The sequence below is a fragment of the Carboxydothermus pertinax genome (assembly GCF_001950255.1).
GTDB classification, from domain to species: Bacteria; Bacillota; Z-2901; order Carboxydothermales; family Carboxydothermaceae; genus Carboxydothermus; species Carboxydothermus pertinax.
The window spans coordinates 28633-48163 of sequence record NZ_BDJK01000019.1 but is presented as its reverse complement, the minus strand read 5'-3'; the positions used below and the strand labels follow the sequence as shown (position 1 = coordinate 48163).

18 protein-coding genes are annotated in these 19531 nt (G+C 44.1%); all 18 read right to left on the bottom strand.

Translation table 11 applies throughout. The annotated features are described in order from the left end of the window. The coding region (locus tag cpu_RS06650; RefSeq protein WP_075859249.1) for a hypothetical protein at positions 1–1372 on the bottom strand (1372 nt) is incomplete at its 3' end. Continuing rightward, positions 1369–2040 (bottom strand): ABC transporter ATP-binding protein, encoded by a 672-nt coding sequence (locus tag cpu_RS06645; RefSeq protein WP_268761780.1) that lies wholly within the window; start codon positions 2038–2040, stop codon positions 1369–1371. The genes cpu_RS06645 and cpu_RS06650, both read right to left, overlap by 4 nt. A 238-nt stretch (positions 2041–2278) precedes the next feature. After that, positions 2279–3052: an ABC transporter ATP-binding protein gene (locus tag cpu_RS06640; protein ID WP_075859247.1), complete on the bottom strand. Its 774-nt coding sequence runs from the start codon at positions 3050–3052 to the stop codon at positions 2279–2281. A 19-nt stretch (positions 3053–3071) separates the two neighbouring features. Further along, a complete protein-coding gene (locus cpu_RS06635; protein ID WP_075859246.1) occupies positions 3072–4115 on the bottom strand; it encodes a FecCD family ABC transporter permease in 1044 nt (347 codons plus the stop codon). Positions 4116–4127: 12 nt separating this feature from the next. Continuing rightward, positions 4128–5234: an iron ABC transporter substrate-binding protein gene (locus tag cpu_RS06630; protein ID WP_075859245.1), complete on the bottom strand. Its 1107-nt coding sequence runs from the start codon at positions 5232–5234 to the stop codon at positions 4128–4130. A gap of 14 nt (positions 5235–5248) precedes the next feature. Next, positions 5249–5854, bottom strand: a complete 606-nt coding sequence (locus cpu_RS06625) for an FmdE family protein (RefSeq protein WP_075859244.1) — start codon at positions 5852–5854, stop codon at positions 5249–5251. A 208-nt stretch (positions 5855–6062) separates the two neighbouring features. Next, complete coding sequence (locus cpu_RS06620; protein ID WP_234970204.1) at positions 6063–7661, bottom strand: diguanylate cyclase; 1599 nt, start codon at positions 7659–7661, stop codon at positions 6063–6065. Positions 7662–7875: 214 nt separating this feature from the next. Then, positions 7876–9534 (bottom strand): thiol reductant ABC exporter subunit CydC, encoded by a 1659-nt coding sequence (gene cydC, locus cpu_RS06615; RefSeq protein ID WP_075859242.1) that lies wholly within the window; start codon positions 9532–9534, stop codon positions 7876–7878. Continuing rightward, positions 9531–11255 carry a thiol reductant ABC exporter subunit CydD gene (cydD, locus tag cpu_RS06610; RefSeq protein WP_075859241.1) on the bottom strand — a complete coding sequence of 575 codons (1725 nt, stop codon included), beginning with the start codon at positions 11253–11255 and terminating at the stop codon, positions 9531–9533. The genes cydC and cydD overlap by 4 nt, the downstream gene beginning before the upstream one ends. Positions 11256–11330: 75 nt before the next feature. After that, positions 11331–12347, bottom strand: a complete 1017-nt coding sequence (cydB, locus tag cpu_RS06605) for a cytochrome d ubiquinol oxidase subunit II (protein WP_075859240.1) — start codon at positions 12345–12347, stop codon at positions 11331–11333. Position 12348: 1 nt separating this feature from the next. After that, positions 12349–13683: a cytochrome ubiquinol oxidase subunit I gene (locus cpu_RS06600; RefSeq protein ID WP_075859239.1), complete on the bottom strand. Its 1335-nt coding sequence runs from the start codon at positions 13681–13683 to the stop codon at positions 12349–12351. A gap of 54 nt (positions 13684–13737) precedes the next feature. Further along, entirely contained in the window at positions 13738–14157 is a 420-nt protein-coding gene (locus cpu_RS06595; protein WP_075859238.1) for an RrF2 family transcriptional regulator, read from the bottom strand. 95 nt (positions 14158–14252) lie between these two features. Beyond that, entirely contained in the window at positions 14253–15509 is a 1257-nt protein-coding gene (locus cpu_RS06590) for a DNA recombination protein RmuC (protein ID WP_077177214.1), read from the bottom strand. A gap of 107 nt (positions 15510–15616) precedes the next feature. Next, positions 15617–16543 carry a [FeFe] hydrogenase H-cluster radical SAM maturase HydE gene (hydE, locus tag cpu_RS13345; RefSeq protein ID WP_077177213.1) on the bottom strand — a complete coding sequence of 309 codons (927 nt, stop codon included), beginning with the start codon at positions 16541–16543 and terminating at the stop codon, positions 15617–15619. A 2-nt stretch (positions 16544–16545) separates the two neighbouring features. After that, the gene (locus cpu_RS13340; protein ID WP_159433980.1) at positions 16546–17475 is read right to left on the bottom strand and encodes a 5-oxoprolinase subunit C family protein; all 930 of its coding nucleotides are present in this window, start codon (positions 17473–17475) and stop codon (positions 16546–16548) included. After that, positions 17468–18232 carry a LamB/YcsF family protein gene (locus cpu_RS06580; protein ID WP_075859236.1) on the bottom strand — a complete coding sequence of 255 codons (765 nt, stop codon included), beginning with the start codon at positions 18230–18232 and terminating at the stop codon, positions 17468–17470. The genes cpu_RS13340 and cpu_RS06580 overlap by 8 nt, the downstream gene beginning before the upstream one ends. Next, a complete protein-coding gene (gene pxpB, locus cpu_RS06575; protein ID WP_075859235.1) occupies positions 18229–18909 on the bottom strand; it encodes a 5-oxoprolinase subunit PxpB in 681 nt (226 codons plus the stop codon). The genes cpu_RS06580 and pxpB overlap by 4 nt, the downstream gene beginning before the upstream one ends. A gap of 11 nt (positions 18910–18920) precedes the next feature. Next, a partial coding sequence (locus tag cpu_RS06570; protein ID WP_143299305.1) for an NRAMP family divalent metal transporter occupies positions 18921–19531 on the bottom strand: 611 nt, incomplete at its 5' end.

Genomic DNA, 19531 nt, shown 5'->3' with positions numbered 1-19531 from the left:
CCGGTAAAGCGCTTAAAAGTACCGCCGGTAAAATAAATAAGGCTTTTAATCCCGAAATCTTCAAAAGAAACGCACCCCCTACCGCAAAAAGCGAAGCTATTATCCCAAATACATAACCGTGGGCCAGTTTCCCTAAAAGCCAGGTTTTTTCTGAGACCGGAAGACTTTTAAGGTAGTAAAGCTCTTTGGCCTCCCGGGAGATGGCGGTAGAGGTAATATTGGTAGCAGCAGCCAAAAAGACCCCAAGGGATAAAAGGCCGGCTAAAAGATAATTCTCAAAAGCTTTGTTACCTAAAAGCTTCTTAATTTCACTTAAGCCAGTAATTCCCTGAAAATAAAAGGAAATACCAAAAACAAAGGGTATGATAATAATAACAAGCGGACCGTTTAAGAAATAAACCGGTTCGCGGTTCATAAGCCGGATTTCCCGCAGAAGGTTCGAAGTAAAGACAGGTTTTGGGGTAAAAGTTAACTCCCCTTTTACCCTCCGGCGTCCACCGCCCCCTTCCGTCCCCACTTTTAAGCTCTTTTCGTAAGCCCGCCCAAGGATATAAAGGCCTAAAGCTAAAAGGCCAAGGCTAAGAATAATGTTAGCCCCCAGGGAAAAAGCTTTTATAGTAACATCCTCTCCGGTTAAAGATTTCACCGTAAGCAAGGCCGGAAGGTAAATCTTATAAAGCTTCAGGTTTATAAGGTTGGGGTCGGAAAATTTTGCGACAAGCATTCCCGGATTTTTCTCGGCCAGTTGCACGGTATTGGAAAATTTTTGGATAAGTATCGCTGCTCCAAGGCCAATAATGCCGCCCACGTACATGAGCAAATCTTTTTTCCGGGCAAAGGAGAAGCTTCTAAAAATCAGGACAAAAGCGATAAAGACTAAAGTTAGGGGTAAGACCGGTAAAAGTAACAAATTCAAAAAAGCAGTAACCCAGTAATAAAAGCCTTCACCGCCAAAATAACCGTAAACCCCGGCAGGTATGCCGAAGAAAAGTACGGCTATGGGAAGGTGGTAAAAATAATTTACCAGTATTTTCGCCCCTAAAAGTTCTCTCCCCTTTAACGGCAAAGTCAAAAGATACTCCGCTCCATCGTAATAGTAACCCGAAAGGATCGCTATTACTCCCAGGGCTAAGATAATTAAAACGGTATTTACCGCTCCCAGGGCCAGCACGGTGGATTCAAGATTCGCCGGCTTTAAAGCCAGGAAAAGATTTTTATAAAAAACAACGTTCATGGAAAAAAGGCCCGACAGGGAGAAAAGGATTAAGACGATAAAGCCAATAGCCTTTAAAAATTCTTTGGGATTTTGGCGATAATAGGAAAAAGGCCGAACCGCCAGCAAAACTTTTGTTAACTGTAAAGTTTTTTTCATGACCGCACCAGCTCCAGGAAAAGCTCTTCCAGGCTTTTATCTTCCTGCTTCTGGGCTTTTAGTTCGTCCATGGTTCCGGTAAAGATTAATTTCCCTTTTTTAATAATCCCTAAAGTCGTGCAGAGCTTTTCCGCCACTTCTAAAATGTGGGTGGAAAAAAACACCGTTTTACCCCGGGCAGCGTAATCCTGCATCAACTTTTTTAAGTTAAAAGACGACTCCGGATCCAGCCCGGTCATCGGCTCATCCAAGATCCAGATGTCCGGGTCGTGGACCAGCGAAGCAATAACCAGAAGTTTTTGCTTCATCCCGTGGGAGTAGCTGCCAATTCTATCGTTTATCGCCCCTTCCAGGCTAAAAAGTTTTAAAAGGGGGCGAATCCTTTCTTCCCTGAGCTTAGCGGGGACTTCATACACATCGGCCACGAAATTTAAAAATTCAAGGCCGGAAAGCCTGGGGAAAATTTCCGAAGTATCGGGAACATAACCAAATTTTCTTTTGGCTTTAAGAGGCTCTTTTAAAAGGTCAATCCCGGAAAGCTCCACTTCCCCGGTGTCCGGAGCCAATATGCCGGTCATAATTTTAATGGTGGTAGTTTTCCCCGCCCCATTGGGGCCTAAAAAGCCAAAAATTTCCCCTGGCGGTACCGTGAGATTTAAATTATCCACCGCGAGGACCTTTCCCCCTCCGTAAGTTTTGGAAATATTTTTTAAACGGATGATATAAACCACTCCTCTCGACAAAAAATACTAACTCTTAACAAATTATAAGCAACAAAATCCCCTTGAATTTCGGGCCAGCGGCTGTCATCTCCAGCTTTTTGGTTATTTTTGTTATTAATTCGTCCCGGTTTTAAAAATTCCTCTAATCCTCGCTAAAAAACAAGGCACAAATAAAACCGGCGTTTTAGCCGGCATCAATCAATAACTCCTGCGGGATTACCACCGGAACATTATTAATTTTGTAGACTATAGCTTTAATACCATAAACTTGATAAATGTTTTCCGTACTCAATACTTTTTCATCACCAAAGGCCACAATTTCACCATCTTTTATCAGTAAAAATTTATCGGCAAAACGTAACGCCTGATTGAGGTCGTGAAGAATGGCTATTATGGTCATTTTCCGCTCCCGGGCAAACTTTTTTAAGAGTTTCAGAATTTCATACTGGTGTCTTAGATCCAAATTGCTTGTCGGTTCGTCTAAAAGAAGAAGTTTCGGTTCCTGGGCCAAAAGCCTGGCCACTGCTACTTTTTGTAACTCACCGCCGCTTAACTCATCGAGAAAACGTAAAGCAAACTCTTCCATTTCCAAAATCTTTAAAACCTCTTCCACCACTTCCAGATCTTTTTGCGTTGCCTCAAGCCGGATATGAGGCCTTCTCCCCACCAAAACTGCGTCAAACACGGTCAAGCGGCTTACCTCTTGGCGCTGGGCCATATATCCCACTTTACCTGCAAACCAACGAAGATTGGTTCGAAATATCTCTTGGCCTTCCAAATAAACAGCCCCTTTTTTAATTTTAAGGTTACGGCTTAAACATTTTAACAAAGTCGATTTGCCTGCACCGTTATTGCCCAAGATTGCTAATATTTCTCCTTCAGCAACTTTAAAGCTTACATTATTAAGCACAGCTTTACTGGGATAATTAAAGGACACACCGGCTACCTCTAAAAGCATTCGCTTCCCCCTTTTTAACTTATTTTCCCCGAAGTAAGAGGTATAAAAACAAAGGCGCTCCCAAAAAGGAAGTTACCGCACCAACCGGTAAAATCACCGGGGAAATTACCGTGCGGGCAAAGGTATCCGCTAAAAGCAGTAGAACCCCGCCCAATAAAGCTGCTCCCGGCAGTAAAAACCGCTGGTCATGGCCAATGACCCGGCGCACCATATGGGGGGCTAAAAGACCTATAAAGCCGATGATCCCGCAAAAGGAAGTTATTACTGCCGCAATGCCAGAAGAAACCAGCATTCCCCAAAAACGAATTTTATCGGGGTCAACTCCTAAGCTTCTGGCCCCTTCTTCTCCGGTAATTAAGGTATTGTAATTCCAGCGGTTTAAGTAAAAGTAAATAAAAGCCAAACTGATCCCGATAACCAGTAGCCTTACTTCTTCCAGCCCCAGGCGGCCCAAATCCCCAAAACTCCAAAAAACCACCGCCGCAAGCTTTAACTCATCGGCAAAATACTGAAGCAAAGTGGTACCCGAAGCCCAAAGGGAACCTATGGCTACCCCCGCCAGCGCAATGGCTTCCGGGGCAAGTTTTTTCATTTTTCCCAGCCACAAAACTAAAAGGGACGTCAAGAGGGCAAAGCTAAAAGCCGTCAAGCTCACCAAATAGCGATTAACATAGTTTATCTTGGCATCCGCTCCCGCCTGATAACTCCCCGCACCTAAAACAATGATGGCAAAGGCGGCCCCAAAAGCGGCCGCCTGAGAGATACCGAGGGTAAAGGGAGACGCCAAAGGATTTTTTAAGAGAACTTGCTGCACGTTTCCGGCAAGGCCAAGTCCTATACCGGCCAAAACCGCTCCCGCTACCCGCGGCAGACGAATTTCCCAGATAACCGTCTTTAAGGCGTCCGGACCCTTCCCCAAAATTCCTTTAACCACAGGCCAAAAGCCAAGTTTCATGCTTCCGGCATTAATACCAAATACGATGGTAATGATTAATATTGTTAAAAGAATCAATAAAAACAAAACTTTTTGCCAAAGATAGCCTTGATAGGTTTTTTCCTTCATTTTCCTCTCCCACTAATCAAATTTTAGCGGACCAAACCCTCCGAACTTTTTCTTTAACTCCTGATACAAAGGTTTTCCTAAAAAGAATTTGTAAATTTCATCGGCTTTTTTCACCGGATCCACTCCAGCAAAGGCTGTGGGGTAGATTACTTTGGCAACATAGTAAGCATCGGCAAAAGCTGTCTCAATGTTGGTATTGTAAGAGTTATAGGGGAGCAGTCCGTAAACTTTATTTTTCTTAAAGGCAGTTAAGCTCAGGTAAAAACTGCTGTTTTTTCTATAGTCCTCTTTCACCAAAGAAAGTCCTCCCTCATCGATAAACACCACCTCAGGATCCCAGAGCAAAATCTGTTCCCGGTCGACGGTAATTGCTCCCTGTTTCCCCAAGCCATCGGCAACATTCTGGGCTTTAACCATTTTTAAAATGGGATGGGAACCCTGAGTACTTTCAAAACCCCGGGCTCCTTTAAAACTTACCGCCCCCACGTAAACCTTTGGGCTTTTTGCCTTACCTATCCGTTTGGCCAAATCACTCTTGATTTTTTGGACGTAATTTTGCAGTTCTTGGGCTCTTTTTTCTTTCCCTAAAATCTTTCCTATTAAATTTATTGATTTTAAAGCCGTATCATCAAAAAACCCTGCTTGACCGTAATTTAAAACTACCACGGGAACCTTAACCTGTTGCTGGAGCCGGTCTGCTCCTGCCTTATCCAAAAGCTGGACTACAAAAATCACATCGGGCTTAACTGTTAAAATTTTTTCCGGATCCGGCTGGGTATCCGGCCCCCCCTGGCCTATGGTAGGTAATTTTTGAAGTTGTGGATAAGCTAAAATATACGGTTTGGCATTTGGTTGTTTTTCAATTGCCTCAACCCCTACAATACGCGCCGCTCCATCCACATAACTCACCAAACGTAAAGCCCCGGGTCCTATGGCAACAACCCTTTTGACCGGCTGCTTTAGGGTAATTTTTCGCCCGGCTAAATCGGTAACCACTAGGGTCTTGGTTGTAACTTTTTTTGTAGCCGCTTTCGTTTTTGAACCTACACCAAAATAAGTTAACCCGATAATTAAAGCTAAAATCAGAATAAAAATGCCCAAGTTGCGCGCCCTTTGCATTTACCCTTCCCCCTTTATTCACAAACTTTATAATCAATAAAACAGTCTTTACAAACTATCTCCCCCTGGTAAAGCCGCGCTTTAGGCTCCATTACCGCTTCCCCGCATTTACTGCAAGTTAAACTTTTAAAAATTCTTACCGGCCGGACCTTAAAGGGGACTTCCTGAATTTTAAATAATTGGTCCGAAGGCATAGTTAAAATTTCTTCAGATCGTTTGTTTTGAAGTTCTGAAAATAGTTTCTTTTCCTCTTCCGTAGCTTTTTTCTCTAAAATTTTATTAAATAATTTTTCCTGGTCCGAACTCCTTTGCCAAAGCTCGCCTCGTACCATCAGGCGTTCTCCCTTGCCCCAGGATATGCTGCCAAAGGTATAAGCCATTTTGCCGGTATCTTTGTAAATTAACCGTCCTTTGCCAAAAGTACATCCGGTCAACACCTGAATGGCATCCACACCACAGGCATCATTTTCGGTAACGACATATAAATCGTCCAAATTCCCTCCTTTCTCCAAAAATCGTTCCAAAGCCAGTTTAGCCGCCCGGTAGCCAATGGCCAGTCCCGGGCAGACATGTCCGTGGAACTCCACCACCCGTTCCCAGTCCGTAAATACTCTACACACCTACAATCCCTCCTAATTTTCTAAATAAAAAAGCCGCTAAAGAGCTGCTTCAGCAGCCAGCTTCGCGGCTTTTTTCTTCCTATTTAATTGCCTTATAGAACTTCAAAGCGTCTACCTTCTGGTAGACCTTTTCAACAAAAAAATTCGACATTCAAAATAATTTTCCTGCCTGAAGATAAATTATTTTTTTCACATTATGCTATCGTGATTAACTAACTTCACCTTTTAATTCTTTTTTTTCAAAAATATCCTCTTCACTTAAGTGCAAGTTAACAAACACATTGATTAAATCCGGATCAAATTGACTGCCGGAGCCATTTAAAAATTCCTTTAAAACCTCCTTCCGTGTAAGCGGTTTTCTATAAGGCCGCTTGGATAACATCGCATCATAGGCATCAATAATTGCCATTATACGACTTAAGTACGCTATTTCTTCTCCCTTTAATCCCTGGGGATATCCTTTACCATCCCAGCGTTCATGGTGTTGTAAAATAAGGGGGGCAATAGCCGAAAGTTCCCCGGAAGTCAAAGCAATGCGGTAACCAATTTCGGGATGGCGTTCAATAATCCGCCTCTCTTCGGGAGACAACGGTTCAGGTTTATTCAAAACACTTTCCGGAACCCCCAGTTTGCCTATATCATGCATCTCCACCAAAAGAACAAGCTTATCCACTTCCTCCCGGGGTAATTTTAAAGCTCCACCAAATTTAAGGGCAACTTTCTTCATCCGGTCGGTATTGTGAAAATCCCTTTCCATTAAAGCGGTTTTTAGAGCTTTAACCAACGCCACCCGGGCATCATTGCCATTGGCAAGTTTGTTTCGATACATCGCATCGTCCGCTTCCCGCAGGGTTTCCCAAAGAGATGTTCCCGGTTTTGTCGCCGTAGAAACGCCTATTGACAAACTTAATGGTAAATCGGGTGCAAGCTTATTATATTCTTCAACCCTCTTAAAAATTCTCTGGGCAATTTCCTCGGCAGCTTCTCTTGAAGTACTGGGTAAAAGAATGCCAAACTCATCCCCGCCTATACGCGCCACCACATCCCCTTGCCGCACACCGCCTTTTAAGATGTCAGCGGCTCTCTTTAATAAAAGATCCCCTTTATCGTGTCCAAACATATCATTTACCGCTTTTAAGTTATCTAAATCACAAATTAAGACACTAATAGGATATTCCCGGCCTTTTTCCATCCGTTTGACCTCTTCTTCAAAAAACGCTCGGTTATACAATCCAGTTAATACATCCCTGGTGCTGCAGTACTTTAATTCCCTTTCCATGATTTTTCTCTCAGTCACATCCCGAACACACTGGACCGCCCCTAAAAGGTTCCCCGCTGCATCCTCAATAGGAGCAGCCAAAGTCCAGTAGCAGGCTCCTTTTCCCCCATAAGCGTTAGGTGCAACCCCTTCCCCAATAACTACCTTTCCTTTTCTCTCTAACTTTTCATAGCCATTTAAACCCCCATTATTATTATTGCCAAGCACCAGGTCTACACAAATAGGTTTTCTTTTACCAAAAAACGGCTCCGCATACACATAATCGCCTTTTCCCAAAATCTCTTCTTTTTTGACCCCGGTCATCTCTTCCATAGCTTGATTCCAGACAATTACCTGCCCATTTTTATCTATCGCTAAAGTAGCATCGGGAAGGGAATCAAGAATTTTTTCATATAAATAAAGCTTTTCCAAAAGATTTTCCCCAGTACCTAATGCTGTTAAAAACTTTTCCGCATCCAAGAGCTTATCTTCGGAAAGTTCGTTTATTAGCTGGCATAGTTTAGCTTTTAAAGCGGTCACTATTTTCATCCTTTCTTAAAAAGTTTTAGAATTTTCAAAAATAAAAAATGGATAAAAAAATACATTTATTGGCAATTATAAATTTTGTTTATAACTTTATAATAAATATTTCTCCACAGCCCAAAATTATCCTGCACCTTTTACCAAAAAAATTAAACCGGCTTTTTAGCCGGCATCAATCAATAAATCCTGCGGGATAACCACCGAAATACATTTTCCGATTTTAAATCCTGCGTTTAAAAATCTCGGCATAATTTCCCTTTTCCACAATTTTCCCCTGTTCCATTACCAAGATTTCATCCATTTTTTCTAACCCCACCAAGCGGTGGGTGATATAAAGCACGGTCTTTCCCAAAGCCACATCCCAGAGATTTTCTAAAACCTCTTTCTCCGTTAATGCATCAAGACCCGTCGTTGGCTCATCTAAAAGCCAAATTGGCGCATCTTTTAAAAGAAGCCTGGCCAAAAGAAGTCTTTGTCTTTCTCCCCCGGACAAACGCTCTCCCCGCTCCCCTACTTCCAGGGAAAGAGCCAGGTGAGTTAGGTTTACTTTTTGTAATACTTCCAGAAGCTCTTCCCGAGATGCGCCGGGTTTTGCCACCCGTAAATTTTCCTCCAGGGTAGTATTAAAAATAAAACTTTCCTGGCTTACTACCCCAAAAAGGGTGCGAACCGCTTCCGGCGCAAAACCTTTTAAATCTTCGCCCCCAAGGAGAATTTCCCCCTCATAATCATAAAAGCGAAGGAGTAGCTTTATAATGCTGCTTTTTCCTGACCCACTGGGCCCAACCACCGCTATCTTTTGCCCTTGGGCCAGGGAAAAGCTTACCCTTTCTAAGGAAGGCTTTGAATTTCCCGGATAAATTAAACTCACCTCTTTAAACTCCAAGGAATGGCTTAAGGGTAAGGTACTCTTTCCCACTCCTTCAATAACCGGCGGGGGCTCGTTTATTAAAGAAAATACCCGCTGGGCACTTTCCTTGTTTTCTTCCCAGTACTGCCGGGCAGAAGCCGCTGGAAAAAGGGCTTCAAAAGAAGTTTGAACCGTTAAAACCACCAGTGCCATTAAAACTCCCGCAAGTTTTCCCTCCGAACTTAAATACACTGCCAGAATTAACGCCAAAAAACCAGTAACATGGCTTAAAAGCAAAAACCCGCTTTCAGAAAGAGCGTTAAGTAAAGCCGCTTTTTGGCGAAAAACCAAAAGTTTTTGGGAAAGCTTTTCTACTTTTAAAACTTTGTCTGTTAAACTATTGGTAGTTTTTAAGTCAATATACCCCGCGATAAGTTCCCCCAAGCAATTGGATAAAGCTGCCCGCTGGGTTCTCAGTTTTTTCCCCAATTCTAAACTTTTCTTCCCAAAGATAACTGGAATTAAAACACTACCAGTTATAAAGCCCATAAAAAGGAGCAAGGAAAACCAAAAAGAAAAACTTTTTAAAAAACTCGCAATCAAAAGGAAAACAATAAACATTACCAAATAGGGATAAACCACCCGCAGGAAAAAGTTCTGCAGGCTCTCGATATCCGCCACCATCCGGGCCAGTAAATCGGTGGTCCTTACTTTTTGCAAAATAGCAGGGGCTTTGGGTTCAATTTTTTCGTAAAAAAATATGCGAATCTGGGCTAAAAAGTTAAAAGTAGTCTTGTGGGAAAAGTAGCGCTCCAAATAGCGAAAAACTGCCCGGGAAAGCCCGAAAAACCTGACTCCCACAATCGCTAAGGTTAAAGTATAAGCAGGAGGCCTTAAAGCAGCTTTTGCAATAAGATAAGCTGACGTAGCAAATAAGCCAATACTGCTTAACACCGCCAGGACCCCAAGGGTAACTGCCAGCAGTACCTCTTTTAAATCACTCCTTAAAATTTTAGCTAACTCTTTCATACTTCACCCCGGTAAGCTTTTAGTAATTGCCGGTAAAATTGGTTTTCCTGAAAAAGCTCTTCATGCCTTCCTATTCCCGCTACTTCTCCCTGGTTTAAAAGAACAATTTTATCGGCCTGGTAAACAGTCGAAAGCCGATGGGCAATCATGATTACCGTCCGGTTTTCCGCAAGCTTTTTGATTACTTTTTCTAAGATTTCTTCGGTTTTATAGTCAAGGCCGGCGGTAGGTTCATCTAAAATTACTATCTTGGCATCTTTTAAAAACACCCGGGCTAAGGCAATTCGCTGGCGTTCACCGACCGATAACCCCCGCCCCCCCTCACCGATTACCGTATTATAACCCTCCGGAAGGGCAGCGATAAACGGGTGGGCCCGGGCCAAAATTGCCGCCCGTTTAATTTCTTCTAAACCTGCGTCCTTTTTCCCCAAAGCAATATTTTCCGCAATAGTTCCGGGGAAAATAAACGGCGATTGGGAAAGATAACTTACCTGGCCATACCAGTCTTGCTCCGAAAGCTCATAAAGGGGGACCTCATTTATTAAAATTTCGCCCCTTGCTGGCCGCTCAAGTCCCAACAGAAGCTTTACCAAAGTAGACTTGCCCGCACCGCTGGGACCGATTAAAGCAACTTTTTCATACGGCTTAATGGTAAGATTAATTTTTTTCAGAACCTCTTTCCCAGGAGAAAAGCTATGACTTATCTCCTGAAAAATAATTTCCGGCGGTGAATTCCAGGTAATGGAGCGTTTGTTTACAAAAACCTTATTTTCTTTTTGGTCCAGTACCTCCCAGAGCTTATGGGAAGAAGCCATCGCCGTTCGTCCGGAATGAAAACTACTGCCAAGATTTCTAAGGGGTAAATAATATTCCGGTGCCAGGAGTAAGGTAAAAAATGCAACAATAAACTCCATTTTTCCATATAAAAGCCTTAAACCCACTTCCACCGCCACCATCGCCGTGCTGATAGTGGCAAGGATTTCCAGCATAAGGGCAGATAAAAAAGCAACCCGCAAAACCTCCATCGTGGCATCCCGAAAGGCTATTCCGCTTTTTTTAAGTTCTTCTACCTGGTTTTTACTCTGGCCAAAAGCCTTAAGGTCGGCTATCCCCTGTAAAAGTTCAAAAAACCTGCCGCTTAAGCGGGATAAAGTCACCCACTGTTTTTGAGCCAGTTTCTCGGCAAAACTGCCAATTAGCATCATAAAAACGGGAATTAGCGGAGCGGTTAGCAGCATAATTATTCCGGAGATAAGGTCATGGGTTAGAACCACTACCAAAATCATCAAAGGTATGATCCCGGCGCTTATTAGTTGCGGAAGATACCGGGCATAGTAGACCTCGAGATTTTCCACCCCCTCTAATACCAGCGTTAAAAGCTCTCCGGTTTTTTCCGGCAAGAGAAGTTTTGTGCCCAAAGCTGATATTTTTAGCAAAAGCCTTTCCCGTAAACTTCCGGTAACTTTAGCGGAAAGCCTGGTCCCTACTTTTTCCCCGAAATAGCCTGCAGTAAATCTTAAAGTAATAATTAAAAACAAAGCCAGGAAATAAGGCCAAAGTTCTTTTAACCCTTTTTTAGCTAAAAACGCCCCATTAACGATATACGCCAGAAAATAAGCCTGGGCTATGACCAAACCACCGCTTATGAGCGAAGCCAGGGCAAGTTCGATTAAATAGCCTTTAAATTTTAACCCTTCCTGATTTAATCTCTTTTCCACCATATCCGTCTCCGGTTTTTTCTTTAAATTTTACCACTTTAAGCGAAAAACGGTAGCCGCAGGGCTACCGTTTTACCTTTAATATCCCTTCTGCTCGGGTGTCGCTTTTCCCCGAAAAACCCGGTATGCGTAGATGGTATATAGGAGCACAATCGGTACACCGATTAATGCGATAATCAGCATGACCTTTAAGGTTAAAGGTGAGGAAGAAGCATTATAAATAGTCAAGTTTTTCGCCGGCTCAGTAGCAATAACCCAGTTGGGATAAAGCCCCGCCGCCACGGTTAAAATCATCGTGGCAAAAGCTATAGATGTGGCGGTAAACACCTTCTGATAAGCGTTTTTCCGTACCCAGCCCGGGATAAGGATGAGGGATACTAAGGTTAAAAGCGGCAAAACATATAAAAGGGGTAATTTTTGATAATTCTCCCACAAATGCGGTGCGGCCATTTTACTGTAAATCCCACCTATCAGCCACAATACCAGTAAAATCAAAGCAAAATTTTTGCTGAATTCCTGAGCTCTCTTTTGCTGGTCACCTTCGGTTTTTAACGCAGCATAGGCCGCCCCCTGCAGCAGGAAAGCAAAAAGCCCAACGATCCCAAAGCACAGGGCAAAAGGTTTTAAAAGGCCAAAAAAGGTACCGGCGTAATTTTGCTCAGCATCCAAAGGTATACCGTAAACCACATTTCCTACCGCCACTCCAAAAAGCAGGGCCGGTAAGAAACTTCCCAGGAAAAATAAGCCGCCCATTAGCTTTTGCAGTCCCGGGGTATCGACTTTAAAATAGTATTCCACCGCTACCGCCCGGAAAATCAAAGCAAACAGTACCAGCATCATAGCCAGGTAAAAACCGCTAAACACCGACGCATACACCAGAGGAAAAGCAGCAAAAAGCGCTCCGCCACCGGTTAAAAGCCAAACTTCGTTGCCGTCCCATACCGGACCAATAGCATTGATTAAAATTTTTCTTTCCTTATCGGTTTTCCCCAGAACGTAAAATAAACTACCCACGCCCAGATCAAAACCATCCAAGAGGGCATACCCGATAATCAATACGCCAACCAGCAAAAACCAAACGGTATTTAAATCCACCCTACGCCACCTCCTTATCCGCTACACCCACGGCATTTTCATTATGGGCCTTAACCGTCCGCACCATCAGGTATATCATTAACCCACCCAGGAAAAGGTACACAGCTATGAATAATAAATTAGTTAATACTAACTGCGCGGCATCAAGCTTCGAGACCGCATCGGAAGTTTTTAAAAGACCGTAAACAATCCAGGGCTGGCGCCCGACTTCGGCGGTTATCCACCCCAATTCATTGGCAATATAGGGAAGAGGAATAAAGTAAAGGAGGAGTTTTAAAAGCAACTGGTTATTGTAAATTTTACCCCGGATAAGCTCCACCACCGCCCACAAAAGGGCTATTGCCATTAAAATCCCAAGACCTACCATCAAATGGAAGGAAAGGAAAGTTGGCAGTATTGGCGGCCGTTCCTCCTGGGGAAACTCTTTAATACCCTTTACTGGCTGATTTACATCACCGTGGGCAAGGTAGCTTAAAAGACCCGGAACTCCTATTTCAAAGGCATTTTTCTCGTTTTTGGTATCCGGCCAACCTAAAATAAGGAGGGGAGCTTTTTCTTTGGTCTCCCAGATGCCTTCAAAGGCAGCTAACTTAGCCGGTTGAGTTACTGCCACTTGCTTGGCGTGAATATCGCCGAAATAAATCTGCAGAAGGGCAAAGATAAGTCCAAAGATAATACCCACTCTTAACGACGGCCTGGCAATTTCCACATTTTTCTTGCGCAAGAGATAGTAAGCACTTACGCCCATAACAAAGAAGGCCGCAGTTACATAAGCTCCATCCAGAGTGTGCAAAAACCGCGGTAAAGTCGACGGGCTAAATACCGCTTCTTTAAAGCTGGTAAGTATAGCCCGACCGCCTTCCAGTTTATAACCCGCCGGGGTCTGTTGCCAGGAGTTAGCCGCAATAATCCAAAAGGCTGACAGGTTTGTACCAAAAGCAACTAAAACCGCACTTAAAAACCGCATTCCCCGGGAAATCTTATCCCGACCAAAGAGCAAAAGACCGATAAACGTAGACTCTAAGAAAAAGGCAAATACCCCTTCCGCCGCCAGGGGTGCTCCAAAAATATCACCCACAAACCGGGAATAATCGGCCCAGTTGGTGCCAAATTGAAACTCCATAGTAATTCCAGACGCAACCCCAACCGCAAAATTTACGGCAAAAAGCTTGGTCCAAAACCTGGCCATTTTGTCCCACGCCTTATCGTTGGTGCGCCAGAATTTATATTCCATATACGCAATTAATACCGCCAAACCCAAGGTGAGGGGTACGTAAAAAAAGTGGAAGATGGCAGTTATGGTAAACTGCAACCTGGATAAGGCCGTTAAATCCATCAGACACCCTCCTTCAAAGTATACTTTTTAAGTATAGTTTTAAATAAAAAAACACTACAGTTCCCGTTCCCGGTTAAGAATATTCGCAAAATTCGCGGTGCCCAGCCGAGCAATGATATCTTTTTGCAAAAGGGAAAGTTCCTGGTGAATTGCACATCTCCCAGAACGCTGACTGCTGCAATATTGAGGGTCAATTAAGCAGCGGTTAATCTTGATAGGACCTTCCACCGCTTCTACTACATCCAGTAAGGTGACTTCGGCAGGAGACTTTGCCAAGGCAAAGCCACCGCCCACTCCCCGGAAGGACTTTATAATTCCTGCCCGTCCCAGTAGTCGCATAATTTTCAGCAAAAACCTAAGAGGTATCCTTTCCTGCCCGGCAATTTCCTGGGCTTCTACCACCTCCCCCTCCCCTTTTCTTGCCAGGTACAGTACCGCCCTAAAAGCATAATCCGTTGCTTGGGTTAAATTCATCTTTTCCTCCAAACTATACTTATTTGGTATTGTTTTCTTTAAAATAACTCATTTCTCCCCCTTTGTCAAGTAGTAAAAAAGGGACAGTCCCTAATTTAGCTTTGTGCGGTAATTTTGGGGACGTCCTTAGGCATTTCTTGAACGGCGGAAAGTTTTTTCTCGATGGTTTTGGTTTTCTTGACGGCGTTATCAATTTCGCTACTGGCAGCTTCCAGTTTTTTCTTGGTTTTATCGAGAATATCCGCAAAACGGGTAAACTCGGTTTTAACGGAAGCTAAAAGTGTCCAGACTTCCAGAGAACGTTTTTCGATAGCAAAAGTCCTAAAGCCCATCTGCAGGCTGTTTAAAAAGGCAGCCAAAGTAGTAGGACCAGCTACTGCAACCCGAAATTCCCGCTGCAGTCGTTCTACCAGGCCGTTTCTCCGTAATACCTCCGCATATAAACCTTCGGAAGGTAGAAACATGATGGCAAAGTCGGTAGTGTGGGGCGGATCTAAATATTTATCCCTAATTTTTTTCGCTTCCTCCCGCACTCTTATTTCTAAAGCTTTCCCAGCTTCCTCGGTAAGCCCCTGGTCGCCCTGTTCGTAGGCATCTAAGAGGCGCTGGTAGTCTTCTATCGGGAATTTAGCGTCGATGGGAAGCCATACCGGTCCATCGTTCTGTCCAGGAAGTTTAATGGCATACTCCACCCGCTCGGTAGCGCCTTTTTTGGTGGCAACATTTTTTTCATACTGCTCCGGAGCAAAGATCTGCTCTAAAATGGCTCCCAGCTGAATTTCCCCGAGGGTTCCCCGGGTTTTAACGTTGGTTAAAACTTTCTTTAAATCACCCACCCCCGCCGCTAAAGCCTGCATTTCTCCTAAACCCTTTTGCACCTGCTCCAGCCGCTCGCTAATCAGCCGAAACGATTCCGAAAGCCTACGTTCCAAAGTCCCCTGCAGCTTTTCATCGACGGTAGCCCGCATTTCTTCCAGCTTTTTGGCGTTGTCTTCCTGCAATCGGTGAAGGTTATCTTCTACCGTTTTCCTTACAGCTTCCAGCTTCTGTTCGGTTTGCAGGACAAGGCCTGAAAGCTGTCTTTCCACTGCTTCTAACTGATTTTTCTGCAAAGCCCCGATTTGGCTTAAAGTACTCATCATAACTTCTCTAAACTCCCGTAAACTCTCCCCTAAATCTTTGCGGTTCTGGGCGGTTTCCTCCCGTATCGCCCGGTCGGTATTGGCAAGGAGTTCTTTTAAGAGATTAATATTGGCAAGGATCCCTTCCTTTTCCGGAGAACGAGTTTTAATTAAGAGAATAATTTGCAAGATAATGATCAAAAAAAGTAAGATTAGTATAGATAACTCCACAAAAAATCCTCCTTTTTTCCGCAAAACCCAATAAAGCCAAAACATTTGGTCGACAGGAGTCGACCCTGTGAAAACAGTGGTCTGGGATCAGTAGTCAGGTGTAAATTTTAAACAACTATTCTTCCTATTCCCTCAATTCTTTTTTTTAGACAGGGAAGGCAGGCATCGGGGTCCTCGTTTACGCAGATTTTACCGGGATAAAGCTGGTAGAGAGGTCGATAAGGTTGCGGTGTCATATTGGGCATAACTACGTTGGCCCCAGCCTTTAAGCCAAGTTCCCGGCCCTCGGGGTGGATGGTACCCAGGGCAGTGGTGGCCGGAATATTGGCTTTCGGAAGGGTAAGCCTGGTCAGGGCAATCATTGTAAGGGTTTGCTCCAAAGTTCCGCCCTTTTCCTTTGCCAGAGGTGTATGCGGATGGGGAATAAAAGGACCGATGCCCACCATCTCCGGCTGCAGCTTCTCCATAAACAATAAATCCTCCCAGAGCATATCATCGGTTTGCCCGGGAAGTCCCACCATATTTCCAGCCCCTACCTCATAGCCCAAGTCTTTTAAAACGTAAAGGCAGCGTCTCCGGTTTTCAAAGCTTCCATCGGGATGGAGGGCAGCATAAAGCTTTTGATTAGCAGTCTCATGGCGCAAAAGGTAACGATCCGCCCCGGCTTTTTTTAGCTCCCGGTACGCACGAGTAGAAAGTTCCCCGATACTTAAGGTTACATAAACCCCAAGTTCCTTGATCCGGGAAACTAGCTCCACCAGGTCTTTTAACCTGTAATAAGGATCTTCCCCGCTTTGAAGGACCACGGTCTTTATTCCCAGAGCGGCAATTTCTTTAGCCCTTTTAATTATTTCCTCAGGGCTCATCCGGTAGCGGCTAAGTTTTTTATTATCCCGGCGAAGACCGCAGTAAAGGCAGTTTCTCCGGCAGTGGTTGGAAAACTCAATGATCCCCCGAAGATATACTTTATCCCCTTTTTCCCGAAATCTTATGCTATCGGCCAGAGCAAAAAGTTTTTCTTTAGCAATTTCCAAGATTAAACCTCCCAGAAACTCTCATCAATCACTTTATTTAAATTATATAGCTTCTCTTCGGCCTCTTCCAGGGAAATCGATTTAAAGAAAGTTTTCTCTTTAGGAGTTTTCTGGGCCAATCTTGCTAAACTTTCCCCCGCCACAATGCCTATGAGGGGATAGCCGCCGGTGGTCTGCCGGTCAGCCATTAAGATGATAAGTTCCCCGCTTTTTGGTACCTGCATACCGCCCAAAGGCACCGGAGCAGAGATAATTTCCTTTTCTTCCAGAAGAGTAAGAGTGGGGCCAGTAAAGCGGTAGCCCATGCGGTTAAAGGCAGGATTTAGGGTAAAAGGCTGGGATAAAAGCATATCTATGCTATTCGGATCTAAATACTCCCATTCTGGCCCTTTGATAAAAAAAATAACATTCCCCTCATACAGGGCAAAGCGTCCTTCGGGTAAAAAGTAACGTTTTTTAAAACTGCCATCATAATCGGCCACGGGAATTGCGTCATCCTTTCTTAATGCCCGCCCCCGATAGCCGCCAAAGCCAGCCAAAATATTGGTCGCTCTACCCCCCAGTATTTCTGGTATTAAAAAGCCGCCCTTTACCGCCAGATACCCCCAATTGCCCGCATAGGGTCCGTAAATCTCCAAAATACTCCCGGCAGGTACAAAGTAAGACTGCCAGAAATGAATTGGAATACCGTTTAAAAAAGCCCGGTATTTGCCACCGGTTAAGGCAAACACCGTGCTTTTTAAAAACCTAACTGTTATGCCAGAGTTAAACTCCAAAACCGCTTCCCTACCGTTATTCCCGCATAATTTGTTGGCTATCCAATAAGCTTTTAAATCCATTGCCCCTCCAGGGCCAAGGCCATACCGCTGAAAGCCAAAACGTCCTCTATCCTGAATAGTTGTAAGGTTCCCGGGTTTTAGTATTTTAAGCACGTTTTTTCCTCCAAGCCTGAATATATATGTCGTTTTTTAACAGTGTCTGCCGGATCTCCCGGGCAAGTTTCACCGCCTCCCGGTTATCCCCGTGAATGCAGATGGTATCTACTTCAGCCTTAATAATACTACCATCTACCGCTTTTACCCAGCCTTCGGCTAAAGCCAAAGCTTGCGCTATAGCTTCTTCTTGCGACTTTTTTGCTCTTGCCTCACTTCTTGGAACTAACCGGCCATCGGGTAAGTAGCCCCGATCGGCAAACCCTTCCCGGATGACCGTAAGCCCCATCTCCCCGGAAATCTCGTAAAGCTTTCCGTAAGGCAAGGTCACAATAGCAACTTCCGGGTCAAAAAGCTTAACCGCCCTGGCCACCGCTTCGGCCACTTCAAGTTTTACCACTGCATCGTTATAAAGGGCTCCGTGAGGCTTTACGTGGGTAATTTTCACCCCTCCCGCCCGGGCAAAAGCCGAAAGAGCCCCAAGCTGATATAAAAGCATATTGGTTATTTCTTCTTTAGTGTAAGGAATGCTCCGGCGGCCAAACCCCCAGAGGTCCGGGTATCCGGGATGAGCTCCCAGGTTTACGCCATATTCCCGGGCAAGCTTACAGCATTCAGCCATAACCATAAAATCCCCAGCGTGAAAGCCTAAGGCTACATTTATACTGGAAACCAGGGGTAAGATGGCTTCATCTTCACCTATTTTAAAATTACCATAACTTTCTCCTATATCGGCATTTAAATCAATGTACTTCATGCTTCCCCTCCCAGCCGGAAGTATTCCTCAACGCTTATTGGATAAAACTCTATATACCCTCCGGGCTCTAATAAAAAGGGAGCCTGAGGGTTTTCCGGATTAAACAGTCGCAAAGGGGTTCTTCCGATAATTTGCCAGCCACCTGGAGAAGATAGCGGATAAATCCCCGTTTGCATCCCGGCAATTCCCACGGAACCCGCTTCTACCCGGGGCCTTGGCGAAACTTTACGGGGAGCAGCAATTCTGGGATCAAGACCTCCGAGATAAGGAAAGCCTGGCGTAAAGCCAAGCATGTAGATGTAATAGCGTTTTTTTGTATGGATAGCCACCACTTCCTCGGGCGTTAAGTTATTTATTCGGGCTACTTCCAAAAGGTCTGGACCAAACTCTCCCCCATAAACTACCGGTATCCGATACACTCGAGTAGTAGCAATGCTCAAATCCTCTTTTAAATCTTGAGTTAAGCTTTCCACCAAATTCTTTAGCTCCCCAAAACTAAGGCTTAAAGGCTCAAAATAAACCGCTAAAGCTCGATAGGTAGGCACCGTTTCAATGATTCCGGGTATTCCTTTTAACCTCTGGTCTAAAGTCATAACCTTTTGGTTTACTTCCAGGTTTATTTCCTTTTCAAAATAAACCCCAAGGCAACCTTCTCCTAAGGAGTAAATTTTAAGCATAGTTCCTCCTCTTAACTTAAAAGCTTTAAAAACTGGTCTTTAAAGCTAACCACACCAAAATATCCTACCACCAGAGCAACTATTACGCCAAAAACCGTAAGCCATACCGGATGGCGATAGTTTCCAAAAAGTTCTTTTTTCCGTAAAACCAAAAGCATTGCCGTTAACGTAACGGGTAAGATAAGTCCATTAAAGGCTCCAGCTAAAATTAAAAGCTTAACCGGTTTACCTATAGTCACAAATACCGCTAACGATAACAGTATAAAAACAATAATGGCTATATTGTAATTCTGCCGCACTTTTTTGCTGTAACTTTTTAAGAATGACATGGAGGTATAAGCAGACCCAATTACTGAAGTAATTGCCGCCGCCCACAGTACCAGGCCAAAAAGTTTATAACCCACAGTGCCAGCAGCTATTTTAAAAGCCGACGCCGGTGGGTTATTGGGATCTAAGGTGTGGCCCTTTGCCACTACCCCCAATACCGCAAGAAATAATAAAATCCGCATTAATCCCGCAATTATTATACCAGAAATGGAGCTTTTATTTACCTCCGGTAAATTTTCCTCCCCCACTATTCCAGCATCCAAAAGCCTATGCCCTCCGGCAAAGGTTATATAAC

What these genes read in the sequence shown, in the direction of transcription:
- cpu_RS06635 (WP_075859246.1), bottom strand. Translation starts at nt 4,115, where the DNA reads ATGAAGGAAAAAACCTATCAAGGCTATCTTTGGCAAAAAGTTTTGTTT.
- pxpB (WP_075859235.1), bottom strand. Translation starts at nt 18,909, where the DNA reads ATGCTTAAAATTTACTCCTTAGGAGAAGGTTGCCTTGGGGTTTATTTT.
- cydD (WP_075859241.1), bottom strand. Translation starts at nt 11,255, where the DNA reads ATGGTGGAAAAGAGATTAAATCAGGAAGGGTTAAAATTTAAAGGCTAT.
- cydC (WP_075859242.1), bottom strand. Translation starts at nt 9,534, where the DNA reads ATGAAAGAGTTAGCTAAAATTTTAAGGAGTGATTTAAAAGAGGTACTG.
- cpu_RS06580 (WP_075859236.1), bottom strand. Translation starts at nt 18,232, where the DNA reads ATGAAGTACATTGATTTAAATGCCGATATAGGAGAAAGTTATGGTAAT.
- cpu_RS06630 (WP_075859245.1), bottom strand. Translation starts at nt 5,234, where the DNA reads ATGCAAAGGGCGCGCAACTTGGGCATTTTTATTCTGATTTTAGCTTTA.
- cpu_RS06620 (WP_234970204.1), bottom strand. Translation starts at nt 7,661, where the DNA reads ATGAAAATAGTGACCGCTTTAAAAGCTAAACTATGCCAGCTAATAAAC.
- cpu_RS06595 (WP_075859238.1), bottom strand. Translation starts at nt 14,157, where the DNA reads ATGAATTTAACCCAAGCAACGGATTATGCTTTTAGGGCGGTACTGTAC.
- cpu_RS06600 (WP_075859239.1), bottom strand. Translation starts at nt 13,683, where the DNA reads ATGGATTTAACGGCCTTATCCAGGTTGCAGTTTACCATAACTGCCATC.
- cpu_RS06640 (WP_075859247.1), bottom strand. Translation starts at nt 3,052, where the DNA reads ATGCTTTTAGAGGTAGCCGGTGTGTCCTTTAATTATCCCAGTAAAGCT.